Raw genomic sequence first — 22536 nt, 5'->3', positions numbered from 1 at the left:
CCAGACGTCTCGCTATGCCCTGAATATCCTCAGCTCATTTTGAGTCAGACTCTAAGGAGCCTGCGCAGCAGGCGTCTCGAAGGATGCACGGCCCCCCTGGTGGCCGTCGATCCTTCGAGACGCGCTTCGCGCTCCTCAGGATGACGGGGGATAGATCGATGATCCGACATCGCCGAATGCGGCGCGTGTGGGACCATTACCGCGACAGATTCCTCAACAACAGCTCCAGCGCAGCCTTAGCGAACGCCTGCATGTTGGCCTGCCGGTCGCCGCTGGCGGTCTCCAGCGTGATCACCTGCTGCCGGGGGCCTGCGACTGCCATGCAGCTATGGCCGGCGGCGTCGCCGTAGCGGTTGCCGGTCGGGCCCGCGGCGCCGGTCTCCGACAAGCCCCAGTCGGTCGAGAGGCGCTCGCGGATCTGGCGCGCCAGCAACTGCGCATAGGGTTCCGATGATGAACGGAGGCCGCGCATCGCATCGTCGGAAATATCCATCAGCGCGCGCCGTGCGTCGCGGGTGTAGATCACGCCGCCGCCGAGGAAATAGGCCGACGCGCCGGGCACTGCCAGCAGCGATGCCGAGATCAGTCCGCCGGCCGATGATTCCGCGACCGCAATCGTCTGCTTGTTCGCGATCAGCTTTGCGGCGACTTGTTCCGCGATGGATGTGAGTGGGTTCATCGGCGCTCTTTCTCGTTGCTGCTCATGACAACTGCCATGAAAATCCCGTGGGGCGTCCTGCCTTCCTAGCACACCACATCGGCCTCTGCCGAGTTGCGGACCGCGGTCCGGGCTGCTTGAATGCCGATAACAACCATGCGTCGCCCCGACATTTGTTGCGAGAGCGTGCGCGGAGGAAACATCATGACGTCGCCGATTGCGGGTGGCGTGGATTGCGATCTGCATCCCGCCGTGCCGCACCTTACCAGCCTGCTGCCGTACATGAACGACTACTGGCGCGACCAGGTGACGACGCGCGGCATGACGGATCTGATCTCGCAATCCTATCCGACCAACTCGCCGATCGCCTCGCGGCCGGACTGGCGGCCTGCTCAAGGCAAGCCGGGCTCGAGCCTTGCCGACATGCAGCGCCAGGCGCTCGATCCGTTCGGCACCGCCTTTGGCATCTGCAACCCGCTTTATGGCGTGCAGATGGTGTTCTCCGAGGACATGGCCGATGCGTTCTGCCGCGCGCTGAACGACTGGCTGGTCAAGGAATGGCTCGACAAGGACGGTCGCCTGCGCGGCTCGATCGTGATCGCCGTGCAGAGCATCGACAAGGCGGTCGCTGAAATCGAGCGCTGCGCGCAGGACAAGCGCTTCGTGCAGGTGCTGATGCTCGTGATGGGCGACATGCCGCTCGGCAAGCGTCACTACTGGCCGATCTACGCCGCGGCTGAACGACTCGGCCTGCCGATCGGCATCCATGCCGGCAGTGCCTATCACAATCCGCCGACCTCGGTCGGCTGGGGCTCCTATCACATCGAGGACTATGTCGCGCAGGCGCAGGCATTCCAGACCCAGCTCACCAGCCTGATCGTCGAGGGCGTGTTCGCGCGCCATCCGAACCTGAAAATGGTGATGCTGGAGTCCGGGTTCACCTGGCTGCCGCCGTTCCTGTGGCGGCTGCACAAGTTCTGGCGCGGCGTACGCATGGAGACGCCGTGGGTCGACCGCTCGCCGCTGGAGATTGTGCGCAGCAACATCCGTTTCTCGCTTCAGCCGGTCGACGCGCCGCCGGAAGGAGACACCTTGAACCGGCTGTTCGACCATATGCAGTCGGACGAATTGATCCTATTCTCGACCGACTACCCGCATTGGCAGTTCGATGGCGACGAGGTGCTGCCGAAGGGGTTGTCGCAGGATCTGGTCCGCAAGATCATGATCGACAATCCGCACGCGACTTATCCGCGCTTGCAGGTGAAGGAGACGGTGCGATGAACATCCAGATTCGGGAACGTCCCGAGGGGACTGCGTCAGCCGGCATCAAGACCGCGATCGCCGATTGCGACATCCATCCGGCACGCGCGACCAAGGACGAGCTGCATCCTTATCTCGCCAAGCGCTGGCACAGCCATCTCGAAACCTTCGGCGTCCATCCCTATCAGGGCATGATGGAAGGGCCGCCCTATCCGAAGGCGCAGCCGAATGCCTCGCGCCGCGATGCCTATCCGCCGGAAGGCGGGCCGCAGGGCTCGTCGCTGTCCTTCATGCAGAAGCAGCATCTCGATCCCAACAATGTCGCGCTCGGCGTGCTCAACCCGCTCAACACCGGGCAGGGCATCCGCAACCAGGATCTCGCCGGTGCGATCTGCGCGGCGATCAACGACTGGCAGATCGAGAAATGGACCAGCAAGGATTCACGCCTCAAGGGCTCGGTCGTCGTCGCCAATGAAGACGGCGTGTCGGCCGCGGCCGAAATCCGCAGGCGCGCAGGCGACAGGAATTTCGTCCAGGTGCTGCTGCTGAGCCGCAATGTCGAGCCGCTCGGCCAGCGCCGCTACTGGCCGATCTATGAGGCGGCGCAGGAGGTGGGGTTGCCGATCGGCGTGCACGCCTTCGGCTTCGGCGGTAATCCGATCACCGCGTCGGGCTGGCCGAGCTATTACATCGAGGAGATGGTCGGGCATTCGCAATGCCAGCAGACCGCGCTGGCGAGCCTCGTGCTCGAGGGCGTGTTCGAACGCTTCCCGAAACTGAAGATGGTGATGGTCGAGGCCGGGTTCGGCTGGGCGCCGTCGCTGGCGTGGCGGCTCGACAAGGTGTTTGCGCGCCTGCACGCCGAGGTGCCGCACCTGAAGCGCAAGCCGTCCGAGTATATCCGCGATCACATCTGGTGGACGACGCAGCCGATGGAGGATCCGGAGAGCCGCGACCATCTGTTCCAGACCATCGAGTGGATCGGCTGGGACAAGCTGCTGTTTGCAACCGACTACCCGCACTGGGATTACGACGAGCCGTCGCGGGTGCTGCCGGCCGGCGTCAGCGACGCCAACCGCCAGGCGTTCTATCTCGACAATGCGAAGCAGCTGTACGGTATCTCCTAAGATGGCGCGTCATGTGATTGCCCCGGTGGACGAACTGCCGCCGGGATCGCGAAAATTCCTCGAGATCGATGGACGGCCGATCGCCGTCTTCAACGTCAAGGGCGAGTTCTTCGGCCTGCTGAACCGCTGCCCGCATCAGGGCGCGGCGCTGTGCGAGGGGCCGCTGATCGGGCTCGCCTCGTCGTCTGACCCCGGCGAGATTGAATACACCAAGCTCGGTGAGATCCTGCGCTGTCCCTGGCACGGCTGGGAGTTCGACATCCGCACCGGCCAGTCCTATTGCGACCCGCGCCGTTTCCGCGTTCGCGCCTATCCGGTCAGCGTCGAGCCGGGCACCAATGTGGTGAAGGGGCCGTATGTCGCCGAGACCATCAAGGTCGCGGTGGAAAGCGACTACGTGGTGGTGGATCTGTAGCCGCGATCATCCCGCAATCCTGTTCACCGGAGATGGCAAGCGGTGAGCCTCATGCGAAGCATTTTCCTGCGCGCGTTTGGGCGCCCTCGGGGTCTGCTGGGCAAGGTGGGCGGCATGATCATGGCGCGCATGAATGCCGACTGCGGCGAGTGGGTTACGGAACGCCTCGAGGTCGAACCGGATGACCGCGTGCTCGAAATCGGGTTCGGTCCTGGCGTCGTCATTCAACGCTTGTCCAAATTGGTGCCGGCGGGACGCGTTGCGGGCGTTGATCTGTCACAGGAGATGGTTCAGCAAGCTCGCTCACGGAACGCGGCCGCAGTCCAGGATGGTCGCCTCGACCTGCGGCTTGGATCGGTTGAACACCTGCCGTTCGATGCAGACAGCTTCGATCGGGCGCTCGCGATCAACTCGATGCAGGTTTGGCCGGATGCCATGGCCGGACTGCGAGAGATCCAGCGCGTGATGAAACCGGGAGGTCGGATCGCCCTCGGCTTTACGCGCCATTCCGGGCAGCCGAGGGGCGAGGTGGTGGAAAAGCTCGCGGTCGCTGGCTTTACGAACGCTAGCCTCGTGGAGACGGACGAGTGGTTCTGTGCTCTGGCGACAAAGCCTGACGGAGCATGAGATCGTCGGGTGCGCAAACCCACCCTACGTTGCCCGCCATTCATTCCGCCATCATCTGCCGTTCCCGTGCGTAGCGCACCAGCGCGACGAAGCGGTAGATGCCATGCACGAACTTTCCGTAGGGCATGGTGATGAACAGCGCGAACACCACGCCGAGATGCAGTGCCAGCAGCGGGCCCATCGCGGCGCTTTCGCGCCAGAGCAGCAAGGCAAGACCGGTGATGCTGGTCAGGAACAGCATCAGGATGAATGCGGTGTCCATGCCCATCTGCTGCGCATCGACCAGCACGCGGTCGCGTTTCCATTTCTCGCTGAGCAGCCCGATCGGGCCGACCACGAGGCCGATGCCACCGAGCGTGCCGAGCACCACGGGCAGGTCCCACCACGCATAGGGCGCCTCGCGCGCCAGCAGATAGTGGTACAGCGTGCCGACGCAGGTGGCGGCGAAGCACAGCGCAAAGCCGTAGAAGGTGAAGTGATGATACAGCTTGCGGCGGTCGGTCGGGTGATCGTTCTCGTTGAAGCAGCCGACGCCGCCGCCGTCGAGATAGCGCAACTCGCCGGCCTCGCGGATCGCCCGCAACAGCGCTTTTGCATTGGTCTTCATGCCGACGGGCTCGCCGATATCGCGCCAGAGCGCCCGCACGCCCATCACCAGCGCGAGGATCGCGTAGAGCAGGGCGGCGCCGAACAGCAGCGCCATCGCGTTGTGCGGCATCAGTTTGTAGAACGCGCCGGGCCCGGTGTGGATGCCGGTGAGCACGCCGCGGTCGTTGACCGCGGCGAAGCCGAAGATGAAGGTGGCGACGCTGATTGCTGCGATCAGGCTGATGACGAGGCCGTTGCGCGCGAACGCGCCCGCAAAGGCCCGCGGCCAGGCATGGGCGGCATAGGATTCGGCGCGCGCCACCGCCAGCGTCTTCGGCACGTTGACGTTGAATTCGTGCGGCGGCGAGAACTGGCAGTCGGTGTAGCAGGCGCCACAGGCATGGCAGAGATTGGCGAGATAGTTGAGGTCGCCGTCGGAGAAGGCACGGCGCATCTCCATCGCGGGAAACACCGCGCACAGGCCCTCGCAATAGCGACAGGAATTGCACACCGTCATCAGACGGTCGGCTTCCTGCAAGATCCTCGTCCCGTGCATCTCGTCAGTCCCGCCTTCAGTTCCGCGCATTCTTCGCCGCTTCCCGCCCGGCGACGCGGCCGAACACGCTGCCGATGGTCATGCCGATGCCGGCGGCGTAGCCCTTGCCGAGCACGTTGCCGGCCATGATCTCGCCGGCGGCGAACATGTTGGCGGACGGCTTGCCGTCCTTCATCAGCATCCGCGACTGCTTGTTCACGCGGGTGCCGAGATAGGTGAAGGTGATGCCGGGCCGCACCGGATAGGCGAGGTAAGGCGGTGTGTCGATCCTGCGCGCCCAATGCGTCTTCGGTGGCGTGATGCCTTGGGTAGCACAGTCGTCGAGCATGGTGTGGTCGAACGTGCCGGGCTGCACCGCGGCGTTGAAATCCGTGATGGTCTTTTCCAGCGCGGCCGGATCGAGCTCGAGCTTGCCGGCGAGCTCGGCGATCGTCGCGCCCGCGATCGGCGGAAACAGCGTCGGCATGAAGCTGGTCACGACGGTCGAGTCGAAGATGATGTAGGCGATCTGGTCCGGCTGCGCCGCGACCAGGCGGCCCCAGATCGCATAGCGCTTCGGCCAGATGTCCTCGCCTTCGTCGTAGAAGCGCTCGGCGTGCTTGTTGACGACGATGCCGAACACGACCGAGTCGTGGCGGGTGATGATGCCGCCGTCGAATTTCGGCGCACGGGCATCGATCGCCACCGCATGGCACTGGGTGGGATCGCCGATCTCCTGCACGCCCTTCGCCAGCAGCATCTTGAGGATCGCGCCGCGGTTATAGGGGGTGCCGCGGATCAGGAAATTGTCGGCCGCCTCGCCCCAATATTGCTTCAGCCACTCGATATTGGCCTCGAAGCCGCCGGCCGCCGCGACCAGCGTCGAGGCGCGCACCTCGGTCCTGCCGCCGACCGGCTGCTTCAGCTGCGCCGACAGGAACATGCCGTCCTCGATTTTCAGATCGATCACCTCGGCATCGTAGAGGACGTCGACGCCGAGCTCCTCGGCGGTGCGATAGAGCGCGTTCAACATCGCGCGGCCGCCGCCGAGGAAGAATGAGTTGGTGCGGCCAAGGCTGAGCGTACCGCCGAGCGAGGGCTGCCAGCGCACGCCCTGCTCGACGATCCAGTTCAATATGTCCTTGGACTCGTGGATCATGAAGCGGGCCAGTTCCTCGTCGGTCTGGCCGCCGGTCACCAGCAGCAAATCCTTCCAGAACTCCTCCTCGGTGTAGGGACCGGTGAGGATCTCGGTCGCCGCGTCATGGGCGCAGCGCATGTTGCGGGTGTGGCGGGTGTTGCCGCCGCGGTAGAATTTCGGGGCGCCTTCCAGCACCAGCACGGAGGCGCCGGCGCGCCGTGCGCTGATCGCAGCGCAGAGCGCGGCGTTGCCGCCGCCGATCACCAGGACGTCGAACCTGCGCGTCAGATCAACCATGCGCTCTTGTTATCGTTGTTCGCATGGAAAGCAACATGTCGGGGCAGGCGATCGGCCTGCCCCGAATGCATATGCCAATTACGCCGCGACCGTCTCGCGCTGCTCGATGGTCTGGCCGCCACGATAGACGATCAGCGCGGCGATGATGCCGAGAACCGCGCCGAACATCAGCCAGTACGCCGGCGAGGCCTTGTCCTGCCCGGTCATGGCGATCAGCTTGGTCGCGACGAAGGGAGTCGACGTGCCGAATATGCCCGCCGCCAACGCGAACGCGATCGAGAAGCAGGTGGTGCGGACATGCGCCGGCACGATCTCGACCAGGCATCCCAGCATCGTGCCGCTGTAGACGCCAAAGTAGAACGAGAACATCATCTGCACGGCCAGCAGTTTTCCAAGCGTGGGCTCATGCGAGAGCCACGACAGGGCCGGGTAGGCGGTCACGAACGACAGGCTCGCGATCGCGATCAGCACCGGCTTGCGGCCGATCCGGTCGGACAGCGCGCCGCCGACCGGATTCCAGATGAAATTCGTCACCGCGACGAGCAGGGTCACCAGCAGCGTCCCGGAGGCCGAAAGGTGCAGCTCCTTGCCGAAGCCGGGCGCATACACGGTGATGAAATAGAACGTCGTGGTGGTCAACACCGCGATCATCATGCCGAGGATGACGATGCGCCAGTTCTCGATCGCCGAGGCGAACACCTCGCTTGGCGTCGGATGCTTTTTCATGGCCAGGAAGGCCGGCGTTTCCTCGAGCGAACGCCGCAACATGAAGATCACGGGAATGATGAGGCATCCGATGAAGAACGGGATGCGCCATTTGGCGACGCCACCGCCGATCGCATCCAGGAAGGTGTCGCCGGGAATCGCCTCCCTCAGGACGAAGCCGATCACGGCTGCAACGAAGATCGCGACCTGCTGGCTGGAAGATTGAAACGAGGTGTAGAAGCCGCGGTTACCGGGTGTTGCGATTTCGGAGAGATAAACGGAGACGCCGCCCAGCTCGACGCCGGCGGAGAAGCCCTGGATCAGCCGGCCAATCAGCACGATGATCGTTGCGGCAATGCCGATCGATGCGTAGGACGGGCAGAAGGCGATCACGACCGTGCCCAGCGCCATCAGCGCGAGCGTCACGATCAGGCCCTGGCGGCGGCCGATGCGATCGATGTACGAGCCAAGCACGATTGCGCCTACGGGACGCATCAGCGCGCCGAGCCAGAACACGCCATACGCATTGAGCAGCGCTGCAGTCTCGTTCTGGGCGGGGAAGAATGCTTTCGCGATGTCCTGCGCATAGAAGCCGAACAGGAAGAAGTCGAATTGCTCGAGGAAATTGCCGCTGGTCGCGCGCAGGATGGCGCCAAGACGCGACTTGATCTGCGGGACTTGCGATGAACTCGACTGCGACATAACGCCCATTCCTCCCCGTGACACAAAGGCCGGCGCAAATTGTCTCGCCGGCCAAGGCAGTTAACTGCCATATGCGGCAATTTGGCACGGCTGTCCGGCGCGACCAACCCGAAATCACGCCGCCGCCATTGGAAAAAAGCCGTAGGTGGAATTTGCTGACGCGGCCGTGGGCAGCATCAAGGCGACGTATGTGCCGCAGCGCCGAGCCAGGAGCGGAATGCAGAGAGCTTCGGTGAATCGGCGCGTCCCTGCGGCGTGACCAGATAGAAGCCGGCGTCGGCGGGCAGCGCGATCCTGAAGGGAACCACGAGGCGGCCCTTGGCGATGTCGTCCTGCACATAGGAGGTGCGGCCCATCGCGATGCCGATGCCGTCGATCGCAGCCTGGATCGTCACGAACAGCAGGTCGAAGGTCACCCCCGGCTGTTTGGAGATGTCGGTCGGCAGTCCGGCCGCGGTCAGCCACAGCCGCCAGTCGTCGCTGTTGGCGTTGCTGGTGTGCAGCAGGACATGGTCCCTGAGGTCTTCAGGGCATTTCAGCGGCCTGGTTCCATCCAGCAGCGATGGACTGCACACCGGAAACAGTTCGTCCGCCATCAGCCAGTCCGAGCGCAGGCCGGCCCATTGTCCGCGGCCATAGCGGATCGCCGCATCGACCGTGTCGCGCTGGAAGTCGACCAGGCTGGTCGAGGTGGTGATGTGGACATCGATGCCTGAATGCGCTTCCTGGAACGCCGACAGCCGCGGCAGCAGCCATTTGGCGGCGAGCGATGCCAGTGTCGAGACGGTCAGCACGTGATCGTCGTCCCGGCGCAGCAGCCGGTCGGTCGCGAGCCTGAGGTCGTTGAAGGCGGCGCGGACGCCGGGAAGGTATTCGGCGGCCTCCGGCGTCAGGCTCAAGGAGCGGTTCTGGCGGACGAACAGACGAACGCCGAGCTCTTCCTCGAGGCGCCGGATCTGATGGCTGATCGCGGTCTGCGTCACGTTCAATTCGGACGCCGCGACCGTGAAGCTCATGTGCCGCGCGGCGGCCTCGAACGCCCTCAGGCCGTTCAACGAAGGCAGGCGGCTGGTCATCTCGGAATGGCCTCCAAATGCATGACTTTAATTCATGCGAAGCGGTACAAAGTGTCGTTTGTGAACCGACCGAATAGCTCAGATATTACCGCCAACAGGTTACCGATAGGAGCCGCAGATGTCCATTTTCACCCATGAATCGATGACAAATCATCATACGCCAGATCATCACGCATCGGGGCTGTTGAACCAGGTCGGCGAGACCCTGCATGTCTGGTGGGATCGTTATGAGCGCCGCCGCGAGCTGTCGCAGTGGACCGAGCGCGACCTGCACGACATCGGCATGTCCCGCAGCGACATCGTTTTCGAAACCGACAAGCCGTTCTGGCGGGCCTGAGAAGGACGCCATCGCCGGCGCCGCCTCGATCGAGGGGCGCCGGCCAATTCTTCACCCCGCGGGGCGTGCCATGACTGCGCTGCATCTCGACGATCTCAAGCAATACTCTGATGTGCTGCGCGCCAAGAACGGCAGCGAGATCAAGGTGCGCTTCGTCGAGCCGCGCGACCGCGAAGAGCTGCAGAATTACATCCGCTCGCTCTCCGCCGGGTCCCGTTACAATCGCTTCCTGGGTGCACTGAGCGAGCTGCCGAAGATGGAGCTCGAGCGCTTTATTCACGTCGGCGAGGCTGACCGGTTCACGGTGGTCGCGACGATGCTGGTCGATGGTTTTGAGACCATCGTCGGCGAAGCCCGCTACGCCTTCCATGCCGATACGTCGAGCGTCGAGTTCGGCCTGTCGATCGATGACCGGTGGCAGGGCCACGGCATTGGCAAGGCGCTGTTGAAGAATCTCGAATGCCGCGCGGCGTCCTTCGGAGCCGAGCGCATCTTCGGCGACACGCTGCGCTCCAATGCGGCAATGATCGGGCTCGCCCGCAAGTCTGATTACGCCTTTACCCAAAGCCCCGGCGATTGGAAGCTGGTGCGCTTTGCGAAAGAGATCCACGTCGAACCGCAAGACATTCCCTGTGCCAGCTGGCGGCTCGCCGCCACTTCCCGCTTGGCCACGATGTCCTCGCTTGCGGTTTGACTGACTAGGCCCGGTTCTGGCCCCTCCAGAACCGGGCCCTTTTCTTTTTGTTTGCTCGGAACCTGTAGCCCGGATTTCGCTGCGCTCCATCCGGGCTACGCGCTTGTTTCGCCTCCCACAAGGGGAGAGGTGACTTGAAGGGCGCTACGCGCTCAATTGCCTCTAAACACCGGCTTGCGCTTCTCGATGAAGGCCTGCACCGCTTCCTTGTGATCGGCCGTCGTGGTGAGGCGGATCAGCCGCTCGGCCTCGTGGTCGCGCGCGGTGGCGAAGTCGAATTGCAGCGCCTCGTCGAGATTGTCCTTCATGTAGCGCAGCGCCAGCGTCGGGCCTTCGGCCATCGACCTCGCCAGCGCGAACGCCTCGTCCTGCAAGGTCTCGTCCGGTACCACGCGGTTGACGAGGCCGATCCGCTCGCACCTGGTGGCATCGACCTTCTCGGACGTGAACATCAGCTCGCGGGCGCGCGAGGTGCCGACCAGGCGCGTCAGCAGCCAGGCCATGCCGTAGTCGCCGCTCAGCGCCACGCGCAGATAGCCGGTCGAGATGAAGGCGGATTGCGCCGCGATCCTGATGTCGCAGGCCATCGCGATCGCAAGGCCGGCGCCGACCGCAGGTCCAGGCAGCGCGGCGATGGTCGGCTTGCGCACCGAGGCCAGCGCGCCGGTGAGCAGGCGCTGGCGCTCCTGCAGGTCGGCGACCTTGTCCTCATAGGACATTTCGAGCTTCTTCGGGTCGCGATTGGCGCCCATGCCCTTGACGTTGCCGCCGGCGCAGAACGCCTTGCCGGCACCGGTGACGAGCAGCACGCCGACCTCGGGGTTCTCGCCGCAGGTCCGGATCATCGTGCGCAGCGCCGGCGTCAGCGTGTCCGACAGCGAGTTGCGGGCATCCGGGCGGTTCAGCGTGATGACCGCAACGCGGTCGCGGATCACGCAGAGCAGTTCGTCGGTGCCGGTCTCGATCTTGATTTCAGCGGTCATGTTTCCTCCCGAGGTCGGTTCTTGCGGTCATTGCGAGAAGCGAAGCGCCGAAGCAATCCATTTCGCCGTTCGTGGTGGCGTGGATTGCTTCGCTCCGCTCGCAATGACGGATGCGGCGGATGGTTGTCGCCGACGTTACGCCGCTTGCATGATCTCCGTCATCTCAAAACTTCTCAACCCAGGGCCGCAATTCCAGCTCCCAGGTCCAGGCGCTGCGCGGCTGTTGAAGCACGTTCCAGTAGCTCAACGCGATGGCGTCGGGATCGAGCATCGAATCCGGGCGGTCGGCGGGCTCGATGCGCGCGGCGCTGCGGATGCCGCCGTCGATCACGAAATGCGCGACATGGATACCCTGCGGCGACAATTCGCGCGCCATGCTCTGCGCCAGCCCGCGCAATGCGAACTTGCCCATCGCGAACGGCGCCGATTGCGCATAGCCCTTGACGCTGGCGGAGGCGCCGGTGAACAGGATCGCGCCCTTCTTGTTGGGCAGCATGCGTTTCGCCGCCTCCTGCGCCACCAGGAAACCGCCGAACGCCGAGACCGCGATCGCCTGCTCGACCTCGGAAGGGACGAGTTCAACGAACGGACCGCGGCTGCGGCCGGAGGCGTTGTAGACCACGAGGTCCGGTGTTCCGATCTCGCGCTCGACCAGGCCGAACAGGCGTTCGACATCCTCGACCTTGGTGGCGTCGCAAGCATAGGCGCGGGCGCCGGTCTCGTTGCAGAGCGCGCCGAGCTTCTCGATGCTGCGCGCGCCCAGCGCCACGCGAATTCCCTCCCGCGAAAATAACCGCGTCAGCGAGGCGCTGAGGCCCTCGCCGGCGCCGACGATCAGGGCGATCTTGTACTTCGGAATATCCATTGGGCTTTCCTTTGCTCGGCCGGAGGAGGATAGTCGTGCCCAAACAAATGAGCACCGCAGCCGGGAATTCAATGCAGCCGCACAAGCAGGATCCGAAGACGTCCGCCAGCCAGCCGGGCCTGTTGGCGCCCGATACGACGGGAATGAATTTCTACCGGGCCGATCCAGCGCTGACCGATCTTCTCAAATTGCATCTGCCCGAGGCGTTGTTCCGCCACATCGAGCCGCATCTCGACCGGCTCGGTGGTTTGGCTGGCGGCTACCTCGACGAATGTGCGCGGCTTGCCGACCGGCATACGCCGGTGCTGCACCAGCGCGACAAGTTCGGCCGCGACGTGCAGACAATCGAATATCATCCGGCCTATCGCGAGATCGAAAAGGCTGCGTTCGGCGAGTTCGGCATTCACGCGCTGTCGATCCGCAAGGGCATCATGGGCTGGCCCGACAAATATCCCGTGGTCGCCAAGCACGCCTTCACCTTCCTGTTCAACCAGACCGAATTCGGCATGGGCTGCCCGATCAACGTCACCGACGGTTGCGCCAAGCTGCTGGCGAATTTCGGCAGCGAGGCATTGAAGGCGAAATATCTCGACGGCTTGACCCAGACCGACATGAGCAAGCTCACGCAGGGCGGCCAGTTCATGACCGAGAAGGAAGGCGGCTCGGACGTCGGCACGCTGACCACGCGCGCCGTGCAGGAAGGCGACCACTGGCGGCTCTATGGCGAGAAGTGGTTCTGCTCGAACGCCGACGCCAAGGTGGTGATGCTGCTGGCGCGCCCCGAGGGCGCAGGGCCGGGCACAAAAGGTGTCGGCCTGTTCCTGATGCCGCGCTTCCTCGACGACGGGTCGCAGAACCACTACCGGATCGTGCGCCTCAAGGACAAGCTCGGCACCCGTTCGATGGCCTCGGGCGAGATCAAGTTCGACGGCGCGATCGCCTATGCCGTCGGCAAGCTGGACCGCGGCTTCGTGCAGATGGCCGAGATGGTCAACTCGTCGCGGCTCTCCAACGGCGTGAAGTCGACCGCGTTGATGCGCCGCGCCTGGCATGACGCGATCACCGTCGCGAGGGGCCGCGTGGTGTTCGGCCAACGGATCATCGACCTGCCGCTGGCGCGGCGCCAACTGATGAAGATCATGCTGCCGACCGAGCAGGCGCTGTCGATGAGCTTTTTGACTGCCGATGCGCTCGACCGCGCCGAGGCCGGCAGCCAGGACGCCGCGGCGCTGCTGCGCATCCTGACGCCGACATTGAAATTCCGCGCTACCCGTGATGCCCGAAAGGTCTGCGGCGACGCGATGGAGATGCGCGGCGGCATCGGCTACATCGAGGAATTCGTCACGCCGCGGCTGCTGCGCGATGCGCATCTCGGCTCGATCTGGGAGGGTACCGGCAATATCGTCGCGATCGATGCGCTGAAGCGTGCGGTCGGGCGTCATGGCGCCGACAATGCGCTCGCCGCCGATCTGCATGCGCGGCTCGACGACAGCCCGGACGTGCCGCAGGCCTGGCGCAACCGGCTGCGCGATCTCGGCGACCGTGCGATCGGGTTTGCGCGCGAAGTCGCAAGCCGTACCGACAATGAGGGCGATGCCCGGCGCGCCACCAGCCTGCTCTATCACGTCGCGAGTGCAGTGGCGCTGGCGTGGGAAGGCGGTCGCATTCACGAGATGCGTGGCGATGCGCGCCGGCTGCTGCTGTCGCGGATGGTGATCGATCACCGCGTGATGCCGGGCGATCCGTTCCGGCTTGCGGAAAATACCGTCCAGCGCAGAATGACCGAGCACCTGCTCGGCGATCGTGCCGTCGGCATGGCCGAGGTTGGCGAATTGCTCGTCGCGGCGTAGTCTGCCGCGCGAGCGCAACGCTTAATCAAAATAGAAACGCCAAGGGAGACCCCGATGAAGGCCGCCGTCCTGCATGAAGTCAATCAGCCGCTGGTGATCGAGGATGTCAGCGTACCCAATCCGGGGCCGCGCGAGGTCCTGATCCGCACCGCGGTAGCGGGTCTCTGCCATTCTGACCTGCATTTCATGGAAGGCCTCTATCCGCATCCGCTGCCGGCGGTGCTCGGCCATGAATCGGCCGGTGTGGTCGAGAAGGTCGGCTCCGACGTCAATTACGTGAAGCCGGGCGATCACGTCGTCACGTGTCTCTCGGTGTTCTGCGGCACCTGCGACAATTGCACCACCGGCCGCACCGTGCTGTGCACCGACACCACGGTGAAGATGCTGCCCGGCGCCTCCAACCGCCTGTCGTGGGGCCGGAAGGAGAAGCTCAACCAGTTCCTCAACCTGTCATCCTTTGCCGAGCAGATGCTGGTGCACGAGAACGCGATCGTGAAGATCAAGAAGGAGATGCCGCTCGATCTCGCCGCGCTGATCGGCTGCGGCGTCATCACCGGCTATGGCGCCGTGGTGAACACCGCGAAGGTGACCGCCGGCGAGACCGTGGCCGTGATCGGCTGCGGCGGCGTCGGCATGGCCGCGATCAACGGCGCGCAGATCGCCGGCGCCGGCCGCATTATCGCGATCGACACCAATCCGGCGAAGCTGCAACTCGCGACCAAGCTTGGCGCCACCGACATCGTCGATCCCGCGCGCGGCGACGTGGTCCAGCAGGTGCGTGAGCTCACCGGCGGCGGCGTGCATCACTCCTTCGAGGTACTCGGCCGCAAGGAGACCGCCGAGCAGGCCTTCGCCATGCTGGCGGCGGGCGGCACCGCGACCATCGTGGGCATGATCCCGTTCGGCCAGAAGATCGAGCTGCACGGTTTCGACTTCTTGCGCGAGCGCCGCATCCAGGGCTCGTCGATGGGGTCGAACCATTTCCGCGTCGACATGCCGCGCCTCGTCGACTTCTACATGCGCGGCAAGCTGCATCTCGAGGACTGGATCTCGGCCAAGCTGAAGCTCAGCGAGATCAACGAGGGCTTCGCCAACATGAAAGCCGGCAAGACCCTGCGCAGCGTGATCATGTTCGACAGCTAGTTGTCGTCGTCCCGGCGCAGGCCGGGACCCACACGCCGCGGCCTTGCTTTGGGCGCGTGGCTGGACGACTTTCTTTGCTCACCACAAACAGCGGTGGTTATGGGTCCCGGCCTGCGCCGGGACGACGGTTGGGGGTGTGTCCAGCCTACCGCGCGACGTGCGCAGACACTGCGAGCCATTTGCCGTTCTGCCTCGCCCAGCAATCGGTGTAGCGGCCGTGCGCGGGCTCACCGTCCGCGCCGGTGTAGCTGGTCTGGGCGTGGATGATGGCGAAATCGCCGAGGATGCGGATCTTGACGTCCTCGGCCTTCAACCCCTTGATCTTCACCGGGATCGCCGTCTGCTTCAGGAAGGCGGCGCGGTCGACCAGGCTCTTGTCGGGATTGGTGCAGTAGAAGTCCTGCGCCAGGATTTCGTCGAAGCGCTTGACGTCGCAGTTCTGAACCGAGTCGACGTAATCCTTGTTGAGCCTTGTCAGCTCTTCGAGGTCGTTGCTCATTGGTTTCCTCCCGGCTTCTCATCTCGTCATTGCGAGAGCGGAGCGACGAAGCAATCCATCGTTCCGCGCGTTGACATATGGATTGCTTCGCTTCGCTCGCAATGACGACAGCGACCCACCTAATCGTCGAACATCTTCGGCGGCACGAAGCCGCCGAACTCGCGCTCGATCAGCTCGGCGAGCTTGAGCGGCGTGCGGTCTTCCAGCATGGGACCGACGATCTGCACGCCGACCGGCAATCCGTCGGGTGCGAAGCCGGTCGGGATCGCGGTCGAAGGCAGGCCGGGCAGGGTCGCGATGCCAGGCCAGGCGAGCTGGTCGGTGTAAACGTGCGGCTCGCCGTCGATCAGGATTCGCCGCTGCTCCTGGTCGGGTGAATGATCGTGCGGATAGGCTGGCGTCGGCATGATCGGACAGATCACGGCGTCGAACGATTTGAACAGCTCGCGCCATTGCGCGCGCAGCCGCGCGCGGGCATAGGTCGCCTGCACCCAGTCGCGATGGCTGAGCGCGATGCCGCGCAACCGCTAGGCCCCCAGGCTGTTATCGCCGGCCGGCAGCGCGGCCGCCGCCGCGCAGGCACCGGCATAGACCTCCGCCGGGAAGCTCGCCGCGAGGAACGACAGCAGCATCCGCATATAGAGCCGCGAGGAGGCCGCGAAATCCGGCAGCAGCGGGCTCGAACGCGATACCTTCGCGCCTGCCTTGTCGAGATTGCTGGCGAGCTTGTCGATGCTGCCGCGAACCGCCCTGTCGGTCGGCAGCACCGGATCGGTGTCGATGACGAGGATGCGGAAATCCTTCAGGCTCGTGTGGCGCGCCGCGGGCAGCTCGAGGCGGTAGGCCTTGCCGGCGTCGAGCGGGTCGGGGCCGGCCATCACGTCGAGCAGCAGTGCGAGATCGGCCGCGCCACGCGCCATCGGGCCGATCACCGCAAGGTCGCGCTCATAGATCAGCGGCGGCGCCGGCGGCGCGGTGTGACCGCGCGACGCCAGCAGATTGAAGGTCGGCTTGTGCGCGTAGACGCCGCAGTGGAATCCCGGCACGCGCAGCGAGCCGCCGATGTCGGAGCCGAGCGATAGTGCGCCGTAGCCCGCGGCGAGCGCGGCCGACGATCCGCCGGACGAGCCGCCGGGCGTGCGGCCGAGGTCGTAAGGGTTGTTGGTGGTGCCGTAGATCTCGTTGTAGCTCTGCCAGTCGGCGAGGGCGACCGGCACGTTGGTCTTGCCGAGGATGACGCCGCCGGCGTCCTTCACCCGCGTAATCGAGAGCGCGTCCTCAGCCGGCACAAAATCCTTTTGCGGCGGGAAGCCCCAGGTGGTCGGCAGTCCCGCGACGTTGAAGGATTCCTTCACCGTCATGGGAATGCCAAGCAGCGGCCTGTGCTCGCCGCGCGCGATGGCAGCGTCCGCGGCGCGGGCCGCAGCGAGCCCGCGCTCGAAATCGCGCACGCAAATCGCGTTGACCTTGCCGTCGTGGCGCTCGATGCGGCCGATCGCGTCTTCCGCGAGCTCGACGGCGGAGACCTGCTTGTCGCGCAGGGCTTTCGACAGTTCGACGGCGGTCTTGAAACTGTATTGCGATTTGGCCACGGCGTGCTCCCTGACTTTGGCGGCGATCATGCGCAGAATGGAGCGGGCGGGCAAGACCGGCTTGATAGCAATTGCGCTCGCGCAACCTCCACGTCACGTATCGTCTAACGCGATCGTGATCATCGGGCTCTGCGTGAGCGGGCGAACCCGACGCGCGCCTAGTAAGGCGTGCTGCGCGCCGACAGGTGCGCCATGGGATTGCTGGGGCCGCTCGCGCTGGCTCGTTCGCTGCTTTCCTTGGTCCCGGGCACCGGGAAGGCGTATCCGATGATGGTCTTGACGACGAGCCGGTCCGATGCTCGCGTCAGGCCGTAGCCGACGCCGAAGTCGATATCGACATCGCCTACCTTGAAGTCGGTCACGGCGAACAATGTGTGCTGCTGCTCGGCGAGCGGGCTGAAGGCGCCGATCTTGCCGAAATCGGCGTAGTATTCGAGGCCGACATACACATCGTCCTTCAGCTTGCGCGCCACGCGCGCGGCGGGCGCGAAATCCGCCTCGCCATATTTGCCGAAGCCGACGTCGACGATCGGGTTGACGATGAATTCATAATCCGCGTTGCGTACGCCGATGATCGGCCGAATCTCCAGACCCCAGCGGGTCTGCGCGAATTTCGGCATCTCGTAGCTCAGCTCGAAATTGATGCCGTAGAACAAATTGCGCTTGTCGGCGTTCGGCGAGACGAACAGCGTGCGCAGCTTGAAGGCGTCGGACAGGAATTGCCGGTCTTGCACGGCAAACGGCAGATAGAGCCCGAGCTCCCACCAGTCGGTCATGCCGTAGGCAAACTCCGGCGTGCCGTTGAGGCTGTGGTTGGACGGAAAGCCGCCGGGGAAGGGTGGGTCCTTCTGGCCGATGCCGACATAGTTGAGGTGCTGCTGGATGGTGAACTGGCCGACCGCCGCGATGCCGGCATTGTAGACCTGGATCTCGTCGGTCGCCTGCGCGCGACCGCTGCATCCGAGCGCGCCCAGCATGGTCAATGCTGTGCCGGCCAGAACGTGATGTTTGCGGAGAAGGCACATCGGATACCTCGATTCCGCGCTACGCCGCGCCGATCAATATGCCGACCGCGAGCACGATTGCGCCGCCGAGCACGATCTGGAACACCGCCTGCAGGAACGGCGTGTCCATGTAACGCGAACGGATGAAGGCGATCGCCCACAATTCGAAGAACACCACGATCCCGGCGATCGCGGTCGCGATCCAGAATGCGTTCGGCCAGGCGTCGGGCACCAGATAGGGAATGGTGTGGCCGAGGCCGCCGAGTGTCGTCATCAATCCGCAGGTGATGCCGCGCAGCCAGGGCGAACCGCGCCCGGTCAGCGAGCCGTCGTCGGACAGCGCCTCGGCAAAGCCCATGCTGATGCCGGCGCCGATCGAGGCGGCGAGGCCGACCAGAAACGTCTGCCAGTTGTGATGCGTGGCGAAGGCGGCGGCGAACAGCGGAGCCAAGGTCGAGACCGAGCCGTCCATCAATCCGGCGAGACCCGGCTGCACATATTGCAGCACGAACATCCGCCGCCGCGTGCGGTCTTCCTCCGCGCGCACATCGGGCTTGAGGATCTCGCCGGTCAGGCGGACCGCGAGCTTCTCGTGGCCCTTCTCCTCTTCGGCGAGATCGCCGAGCAGCCGGCGCACGCCGACATCCTCGGCCTTTTCGGCGGCGCGGGCATAGAAGCGCTCGGCCTCCAGCTCCATGGTCTCGACTTCCTTGCGGATGGTGTCGAGCGGCAGGTTCTTGGTCAGCCAGATCGGACGCCGGCGCAGAAAGCCTTTGACGTCCTCGCGTCGGATCGGCGGCAGGTGCGGGCCGAAGCGCTGCTCGTAGGTTTCGAGCAGCCGATGGCGATGGCCGCGCTCTTCCTCCGCCATCTCCTCGAAGATCTTTGCGGTATCTGGATAGCGTTCGGTGAGGTCCTCGGCAAAGGACATGTAGATCCGGCTGTCTTCCTCCTCGGAGGCAATCGCGACCGCCAGCACCTCGCGCTCGGTCAAATCGGCGAAATTCTTCACGGCAACGCCTTGGTTACAAAGTTTAGAATTAGAATAATTCTAATATTGCTACCTTGCACTCGGGTCAATCTGTAATGCTGCGCCCCGAGCTGTTCATGATCACGATCAAGGGAACCAGAGGTTGCCGTGCTCGTTCGAGTTCCGGCTGCTCACGAGCGGAGATGTTATGGACACCGTCAAATTTCGCCTGAACGATCCGCGCCTGGCGCCGCGGCGAACCAAACTCGAGATCCCGGGCTGGGCGGGTCGACGCGAGCCGCGCGCCGACGGCTCGCGCGAGCAGGTTTGGCATTGCGTGCCGTTCTCGGAGGGCGCGCAATACGGCATCGAACTGTTCTACCCTTACGACTTCGAGCTGCACGTCACCACGCGGGATGGCCAGTTGCACCTCGATGCGGATTGGGGCGAGCCGCCGGACAGCGGAGTGCAGTGGCCACCGTTCCGTAATTTCGGCACCACGTTCTACACCTACCAGATCCTGCTCGACCTCAAGGTCGAACAGGGCATGGCGATCCGTACCGAGCCGCATCCGCGCTTCTACACCGACCGCACCGACAGCGTGCCGATCGCCGTCCCGGCGCTGATCCGCAACTGGTGGCCGATGATGTTCTTCTGCGTGTTCAAGGCGCCGGCCGAAGGGCGCACGCACATCTTCCGGCCGAACGAACCGTTCGCGCAGATCATCGTGATCCCGGAGGAGGCGAACTTTCAGCTCGAGCCGATGGGCGAGGAGGAGGCTGCCGAACGCGAGCTGCAGGCGCGCCGCATCTACAACAGCCGGCCGAAACTCGCCGCCGGCACCGAATGGACCTCGTCGACCGATACGGTGTTCGACGGCACCTACCGCCATCTCCACCGCGCCGCAAAGGAGAAGGCGCGTCAGGACTGAGGCGGCGCCGCATCATGGGCAAGGAAAACGGGGCCCGAGGGCCCCGCTGTCGCATCACCAAACTGCCGCCGCTCAGTAATCGCGCCGGTAGAAGCTGTGGTGATGATGATGGTGATGATGGTGATGATGGTAGCGCCGATAGCGCGGCACCACGACCACGGGGCCCTCATAGCGGCGATAGTAGCCGTGATGATGGTGATGGTGGTGATGATGATGGTGATGATAGAACTGCGCGAGCTGAACGTCGTCGCGGGCCTGCTGCGGCGCAGTCTCGTCGATCGCCTGCAGCTTTGCTGAGGCGTCCGGGATCGGCTGCAGCAGCTCGGCGTAGGAATTCGCCTGCAGAACGTCTGTTGGCGCCGGCGCGGCTTGGGCAGCGCCGAACGCGCCAAGCGATGCGACGGCTCCCAGCAGTCCGGCAATCTTCTTTTCCATGGTCTCTCCTCATGATCAGGTCGCCGGACGCAGAGCCGACTGACCGCAACGCCAGGTTCCACGGAATGTTCCCGGATATTTCCAGGACAATGTCCTATTGCGCTGCACGCGCCAGGAACTGAAGCAGCAACCGGCTCACTTCGTCCGGCTGTTCCTGCTGCACCCAGTGACCGGCGCCGTCGACCAGATCGCAACCGATCATTTTGGTACAGGCCCTGGTCTGCATCGCCTCGAACACGCCCGGCCGCTGATAGGTGCCCCAATCCTGCTTGCCAGAGATGAACGCGGACGGTTGGTCGATGCTGCGGCCGCTCCAGGTCTGCAATTCCGCCGTGAACGCGCCTGATGTACCGCAGCGATACCATTGCAGCCCGCCCTGGAATCCTGTGCGCTGATACTCGGCGCTGTAATAGGCGAGGTCGCTATCCGGCAACCATGTGTTGGCGGCAATCGCCTCGCGCGACGGCATTTCTTCGGCGACCGTCGCGGCCATGTCCTTGGCGAGATCCATCACATAATAAGTCGGCAGCTTGGCGAGTTCGCCCGCCGACCAGGATTGCAGCGGATACGGCCTGTTGTCCTTCCAGTCCGCACTCTTGTGATGATAATAGGCGCGCAGGAAGTCGTGCACGCCCTGTGGCGCATGATGCATGTCGGCATTGGCCGGGCGCGTCGAATAGTACCATTGGTAATGCTTGCGCGGCCGCGGCAGCGACGCCAGCTCGCGATGCACGGGGTCTTCGCTCGCGGGCTTCACCGGTTCGCTCGCGATGTTGAACGGCAGCGACGGCGGCCCCGCAAACGGCGCACTCATCATCACGACCGCGCGGAATACGTCGGGGCGGATCAGCGCACACCATGCCGCGACCGACGAGCCGAAATCATGCCCTATCACGGCATCGACATGCCGGTAGCCGAACGCTGCGACCAGCCCGAGCGCATCGCGCACCAGATTGGGCAGGCGGAACGCGCCGAGGTCTCCGTCATATTCCGCACTCCAGCCGGACGTGCGGCCATAGCCGCGCTGGTCCGGCGCGATCACGTGATAGCCGGCCGCGGCGAGCTTGGGCATCACCTTGCGCCAGGAGAACGCCAGCTCGGGAAAACCGTGCAGCAGCAACAGGCAAGGCCGGCCGGACGTTTCGAAGCCTGCCTCCAGCACATGCATGCGCAGGCCGTTGATCCCGTCGACATAACGCGAGCGGATGGCGTAGGGGAGCGGGACGTCGGGGAGCGTTTCCATCGTGCAGATCACCTGTTGGGCATCGCCGCACAACCAGCGCATTTGGCTGTATGCTGGCGGTCATTGATTCACGATAGCAACTTTGGCCACGGGATGCATACCGCATGCGCCACGCGAGGATTGCAGAGCTGCCCGGCTGGATGTCGCGCCTCGGCCTGATACTCGTCGCCGCCGGCCTGTTGCTGACGTCGGCGGCGCGGGCGGCCGATATCAAGGAGCTCACCGAAAAATTGCCGCGCGCCTATATCGGCGAATTCCTCTGGGATGGCGACAACACGGTGCAGAACGTCGTCATCACCTTCGACAAGGTGCAGGCCCTGAACGAGCAGAGCGCGGAAGCGCGCGGCTGCGGTTCATATGAGGTCGGCCGTCACGTGACCAAGATCGATGTGCGGATGTTCATCCGGTTGACCGATCTCGAGGTCGAGATCTTCGAACGATCGCCCGATGGTAACGGAGCGTTCGAGACCGACGGCAGCCATCGCGGCAAGCTGTCGGAGGATCTTCAGCAGATCGATGCGCAGTGGACCACCACGGCGTCAGGCAAGCACGGCCAACTGCGTCTGCGCGCCGCGGCGTCGGTGGCGTGCGGACCGGCGGAGGATTTGTAGCGCTGGATATGACCCGCGATGTGGCGGGGTTTGGCGGGTCTCTGACACGCGGTTGTCTTCATCCTCCCCTGGAGGGGGAGGATCGGTTCGCATGAAATGCGAACCGAGGTGGGGTGAAGGTCCCTCGTATCGGGCGCTGCCCGTGTTGAGAGATCACCCCACCCCGGCTCACATCTCGCTTCGCTCGCTGTGAGCCGACCCTCCCCCTCCAGGTAGGGCTATCGCATATGGCCAAGCACGGAGAGAAG

General features: G+C 64.5%; 22 protein-coding genes and 1 pseudogene. 10 read left to right on the top strand and 13 right to left on the bottom strand.

What is annotated here, in order from left to right; translation table 11 throughout:
* Positions 1-196 precede the first annotated feature (196 nt).
* Positions 197-679, bottom strand: coding sequence for a CinA family protein (locus CO675_RS39010; protein WP_097677177.1), 483 nt, complete (start codon positions 677-679; stop codon positions 197-199).
* Between the two features lie 183 nt (positions 680-862).
* On the opposite strand from CO675_RS39010, the gene CO675_RS39005 reads away from it, so the two are divergent.
* Genes CO675_RS39005 through CO675_RS38990 form a run of 4 tightly spaced genes read left to right on the top strand, consistent with a single transcriptional unit; the run spans position 863 to position 4087 of the window.
* Complete coding sequence (locus CO675_RS39005; RefSeq protein ID WP_097677176.1) at positions 863-1939, top strand: amidohydrolase family protein; 1077 nt, start codon at positions 863-865, stop codon at positions 1937-1939.
* Positions 1936-3045: an amidohydrolase family protein gene (locus tag CO675_RS39000; protein WP_097677175.1), complete on the top strand. Its 1110-nt coding sequence runs from the start codon at positions 1936-1938 to the stop codon at positions 3043-3045. The genes CO675_RS39005 and CO675_RS39000 overlap by 4 nt, the downstream gene beginning before the upstream one ends.
* A 1-nt stretch (position 3046) precedes the next feature.
* Positions 3047-3460, top strand: coding sequence for a Rieske (2Fe-2S) protein (locus CO675_RS38995; RefSeq protein WP_016846808.1), 414 nt, complete (start codon positions 3047-3049; stop codon positions 3458-3460).
* Between the two features lie 51 nt (positions 3461-3511).
* Positions 3512-4087 carry a class I SAM-dependent methyltransferase gene (locus tag CO675_RS38990; protein ID WP_198964907.1) on the top strand — a complete coding sequence of 192 codons (576 nt, stop codon included), beginning with the start codon at positions 3512-3514 and terminating at the stop codon, positions 4085-4087.
* A gap of 40 nt (positions 4088-4127) precedes the next feature.
* On the opposite strand, the gene tcuB is transcribed toward CO675_RS38990, so the two are convergent.
* From tcuB to CO675_RS38970, 4 genes are all read right to left on the bottom strand, one after another.
* Entirely contained in the window at positions 4128-5231 is a 1104-nt protein-coding gene (tcuB, locus tag CO675_RS38985; protein ID WP_097677174.1) for a tricarballylate utilization 4Fe-4S protein TcuB, read from the bottom strand.
* 16 nt (positions 5232-5247) lie between these two features.
* Entirely contained in the window at positions 5248-6648 is a 1401-nt protein-coding gene (gene tcuA / locus CO675_RS38980; RefSeq protein WP_198964906.1) for an FAD-dependent tricarballylate dehydrogenase TcuA, read from the bottom strand.
* A 78-nt stretch (positions 6649-6726) separates the two neighbouring features.
* The gene (locus CO675_RS38975) at positions 6727-8055 is read right to left on the bottom strand and encodes an MFS transporter (protein ID WP_198964905.1); all 1329 of its coding nucleotides are present in this window, start codon (positions 8053-8055) and stop codon (positions 6727-6729) included.
* A gap of 176 nt (positions 8056-8231) precedes the next feature.
* Positions 8232-9131 carry a transcriptional regulator GcvA gene (locus CO675_RS38970; RefSeq protein WP_097677172.1) on the bottom strand — a complete coding sequence of 300 codons (900 nt, stop codon included), beginning with the start codon at positions 9129-9131 and terminating at the stop codon, positions 8232-8234.
* 118 nt (positions 9132-9249) lie between these two features.
* On the opposite strand from CO675_RS38970, the gene CO675_RS38965 reads away from it, so the two are divergent.
* Together CO675_RS38965 and CO675_RS38960 are read left to right on the top strand one after the other, a co-directional pair.
* Positions 9250-9468 (top strand): DUF1127 domain-containing protein, encoded by a 219-nt coding sequence (locus CO675_RS38965; RefSeq protein WP_198964904.1) that lies wholly within the window; start codon positions 9250-9252, stop codon positions 9466-9468.
* Positions 9469-9538: 70 nt separating this feature from the next.
* A complete protein-coding gene (locus CO675_RS38960; RefSeq protein ID WP_097677171.1) occupies positions 9539-10162 on the top strand; it encodes a GNAT family N-acetyltransferase in 624 nt (207 codons plus the stop codon).
* A 152-nt stretch (positions 10163-10314) separates the two neighbouring features.
* On the opposite strand, the gene CO675_RS38955 is transcribed toward CO675_RS38960, so the two are convergent.
* Together CO675_RS38955 and CO675_RS38950 are read right to left on the bottom strand one after the other, a co-directional pair.
* Positions 10315-11145 (bottom strand): enoyl-CoA hydratase, encoded by an 831-nt coding sequence (locus CO675_RS38955; RefSeq protein WP_097677170.1) that lies wholly within the window; start codon positions 11143-11145, stop codon positions 10315-10317.
* A 163-nt stretch (positions 11146-11308) separates the two neighbouring features.
* Positions 11309-12010 carry an SDR family NAD(P)-dependent oxidoreductase gene (locus CO675_RS38950; RefSeq protein WP_097677169.1) on the bottom strand — a complete coding sequence of 234 codons (702 nt, stop codon included), beginning with the start codon at positions 12008-12010 and terminating at the stop codon, positions 11309-11311.
* A gap of 71 nt (positions 12011-12081) precedes the next feature.
* On the opposite strand from CO675_RS38950, the gene CO675_RS38945 reads away from it, so the two are divergent.
* Both CO675_RS38945 and CO675_RS38940 read left to right on the top strand, forming a co-directional pair.
* The gene (locus CO675_RS38945) at positions 12082-13860 is read left to right on the top strand and encodes an acyl-CoA dehydrogenase family protein (protein ID WP_097677168.1); all 1779 of its coding nucleotides are present in this window, start codon (positions 12082-12084) and stop codon (positions 13858-13860) included.
* A 54-nt stretch (positions 13861-13914) separates the two neighbouring features.
* Positions 13915-15003 (top strand): Zn-dependent alcohol dehydrogenase, encoded by a 1089-nt coding sequence (locus CO675_RS38940; protein ID WP_092119616.1) that lies wholly within the window; start codon positions 13915-13917, stop codon positions 15001-15003.
* Between the two features lie 145 nt (positions 15004-15148).
* Here CO675_RS38940 and CO675_RS38935 read toward each other — a convergent pair whose 3' ends face one another.
* The 4 genes and pseudogenes from CO675_RS38935 to mbfA all read right to left on the bottom strand — a co-directional run bounded on the left by CO675_RS38935 (position 15149) and on the right by mbfA (position 19110).
* Positions 15149-15502, bottom strand: coding sequence for a nuclear transport factor 2 family protein (locus tag CO675_RS38935; RefSeq protein ID WP_097677167.1), 354 nt, complete (start codon positions 15500-15502; stop codon positions 15149-15151).
* 119 nt (positions 15503-15621) lie between these two features.
* Positions 15622-17094: pseudogene (locus tag CO675_RS38930) on the bottom strand (amidase).
* Between the two features lie 158 nt (positions 17095-17252).
* Positions 17253-18119, bottom strand: a complete 867-nt coding sequence (locus tag CO675_RS38925) for a hypothetical protein (protein ID WP_245453090.1) — start codon at positions 18117-18119, stop codon at positions 17253-17255.
* A gap of 19 nt (positions 18120-18138) precedes the next feature.
* Positions 18139-19110, bottom strand: coding sequence for an iron exporter MbfA (mbfA, locus tag CO675_RS38920; protein WP_097677166.1), 972 nt, complete (start codon positions 19108-19110; stop codon positions 18139-18141).
* A gap of 166 nt (positions 19111-19276) precedes the next feature.
* On the opposite strand from mbfA, the gene CO675_RS38915 reads away from it, so the two are divergent.
* Positions 19277-19999 carry a hypothetical protein gene (locus CO675_RS38915; protein ID WP_097677165.1) on the top strand — a complete coding sequence of 241 codons (723 nt, stop codon included), beginning with the start codon at positions 19277-19279 and terminating at the stop codon, positions 19997-19999.
* Between the two features lie 72 nt (positions 20000-20071).
* Here the strand turns inward: CO675_RS38915 and CO675_RS38910 are convergent, their stop codons facing one another.
* Both CO675_RS38910 and CO675_RS38905 read right to left on the bottom strand, forming a co-directional pair.
* A complete protein-coding gene (locus CO675_RS38910) occupies positions 20072-20434 on the bottom strand; it encodes a hypothetical protein (protein ID WP_097677164.1) in 363 nt (120 codons plus the stop codon).
* Between the two features lie 94 nt (positions 20435-20528).
* Positions 20529-21677 (bottom strand): alpha/beta fold hydrolase, encoded by a 1149-nt coding sequence (locus tag CO675_RS38905; RefSeq protein ID WP_097677178.1) that lies wholly within the window; start codon positions 21675-21677, stop codon positions 20529-20531.
* Positions 21678-21781: 104 nt separating this feature from the next.
* Here CO675_RS38905 and CO675_RS38900 point away from each other — a divergent pair, with 104 nt between their 5' ends.
* The gene (locus tag CO675_RS38900) at positions 21782-22288 is read left to right on the top strand and encodes a hypothetical protein (RefSeq protein WP_097677163.1); all 507 of its coding nucleotides are present in this window, start codon (positions 21782-21784) and stop codon (positions 22286-22288) included.
* The last annotated feature ends 248 nt before the right edge of the window (positions 22289-22536 follow it).

Source organism: Bradyrhizobium sp. C9 (genome assembly GCF_002532045.1).
Classification (GTDB): domain Bacteria; phylum Pseudomonadota; class Alphaproteobacteria; order Rhizobiales; family Xanthobacteraceae; genus Bradyrhizobium.
Note: the sequence above shows the minus strand (reverse complement) of the source record. Positions and strands in the feature narration are given on the sequence as shown.

Coding starts and splice junctions, on each gene's coding strand:
- CO675_RS39005 (WP_097677176.1), top strand. CDS start 863: ATGACGTCGCCGATTGCGGGTGGCGTGGATTGCGATCTGCATCCCGCC.
- CO675_RS38970 (WP_097677172.1), bottom strand. CDS start 9,131: ATGACCAGCCGCCTGCCTTCGTTGAACGGCCTGAGGGCGTTCGAGGCC.
- CO675_RS38915 (WP_097677165.1), top strand. CDS start 19,277: ATGGACACCGTCAAATTTCGCCTGAACGATCCGCGCCTGGCGCCGCGG.
- CO675_RS38995 (WP_016846808.1), top strand. CDS start 3,047: ATGGCGCGTCATGTGATTGCCCCGGTGGACGAACTGCCGCCGGGATCG.
- CO675_RS38945 (WP_097677168.1), top strand. CDS start 12,082: ATGCAGCCGCACAAGCAGGATCCGAAGACGTCCGCCAGCCAGCCGGGC.
- CO675_RS38950 (WP_097677169.1), bottom strand. CDS start 12,010: ATGGATATTCCGAAGTACAAGATCGCCCTGATCGTCGGCGCCGGCGAG.
- CO675_RS39010 (WP_097677177.1), bottom strand. CDS start 679: ATGAACCCACTCACATCCATCGCGGAACAAGTCGCCGCAAAGCTGATC.
- CO675_RS38975 (WP_198964905.1), bottom strand. CDS start 8,055: ATGTCGCAGTCGAGTTCATCGCAAGTCCCGCAGATCAAGTCGCGTCTT.
- CO675_RS38965 (WP_198964904.1), top strand. CDS start 9,250: ATGTCCATTTTCACCCATGAATCGATGACAAATCATCATACGCCAGAT.
- CO675_RS38940 (WP_092119616.1), top strand. CDS start 13,915: ATGAAGGCCGCCGTCCTGCATGAAGTCAATCAGCCGCTGGTGATCGAG.
- CO675_RS38900 (WP_097677163.1), top strand. CDS start 21,782: ATGCGCCACGCGAGGATTGCAGAGCTGCCCGGCTGGATGTCGCGCCTC.
- CO675_RS38935 (WP_097677167.1), bottom strand. CDS start 15,502: ATGAGCAACGACCTCGAAGAGCTGACAAGGCTCAACAAGGATTACGTC.
- CO675_RS38955 (WP_097677170.1), bottom strand. CDS start 11,145: ATGACCGCTGAAATCAAGATCGAGACCGGCACCGACGAACTGCTCTGC.
- CO675_RS38905 (WP_097677178.1), bottom strand. CDS start 21,677: ATGGAAACGCTCCCCGACGTCCCGCTCCCCTACGCCATCCGCTCGCGT.
- CO675_RS38960 (WP_097677171.1), top strand. CDS start 9,539: ATGACTGCGCTGCATCTCGACGATCTCAAGCAATACTCTGATGTGCTG.
- CO675_RS38990 (WP_198964907.1), top strand. CDS start 3,512: ATGCGAAGCATTTTCCTGCGCGCGTTTGGGCGCCCTCGGGGTCTGCTG.
- tcuA (WP_198964906.1), bottom strand. CDS start 6,648: ATGGTTGATCTGACGCGCAGGTTCGACGTCCTGGTGATCGGCGGCGGC.
- CO675_RS39000 (WP_097677175.1), top strand. CDS start 1,936: ATGAACATCCAGATTCGGGAACGTCCCGAGGGGACTGCGTCAGCCGGC.
- CO675_RS38925 (WP_245453090.1), bottom strand. CDS start 18,119: ATGTGCCTTCTCCGCAAACATCACGTTCTGGCCGGCACAGCATTGACC.
- tcuB (WP_097677174.1), bottom strand. CDS start 5,231: ATGCACGGGACGAGGATCTTGCAGGAAGCCGACCGTCTGATGACGGTG.
- CO675_RS38910 (WP_097677164.1), bottom strand. CDS start 20,434: ATGGAAAAGAAGATTGCCGGACTGCTGGGAGCCGTCGCATCGCTTGGC.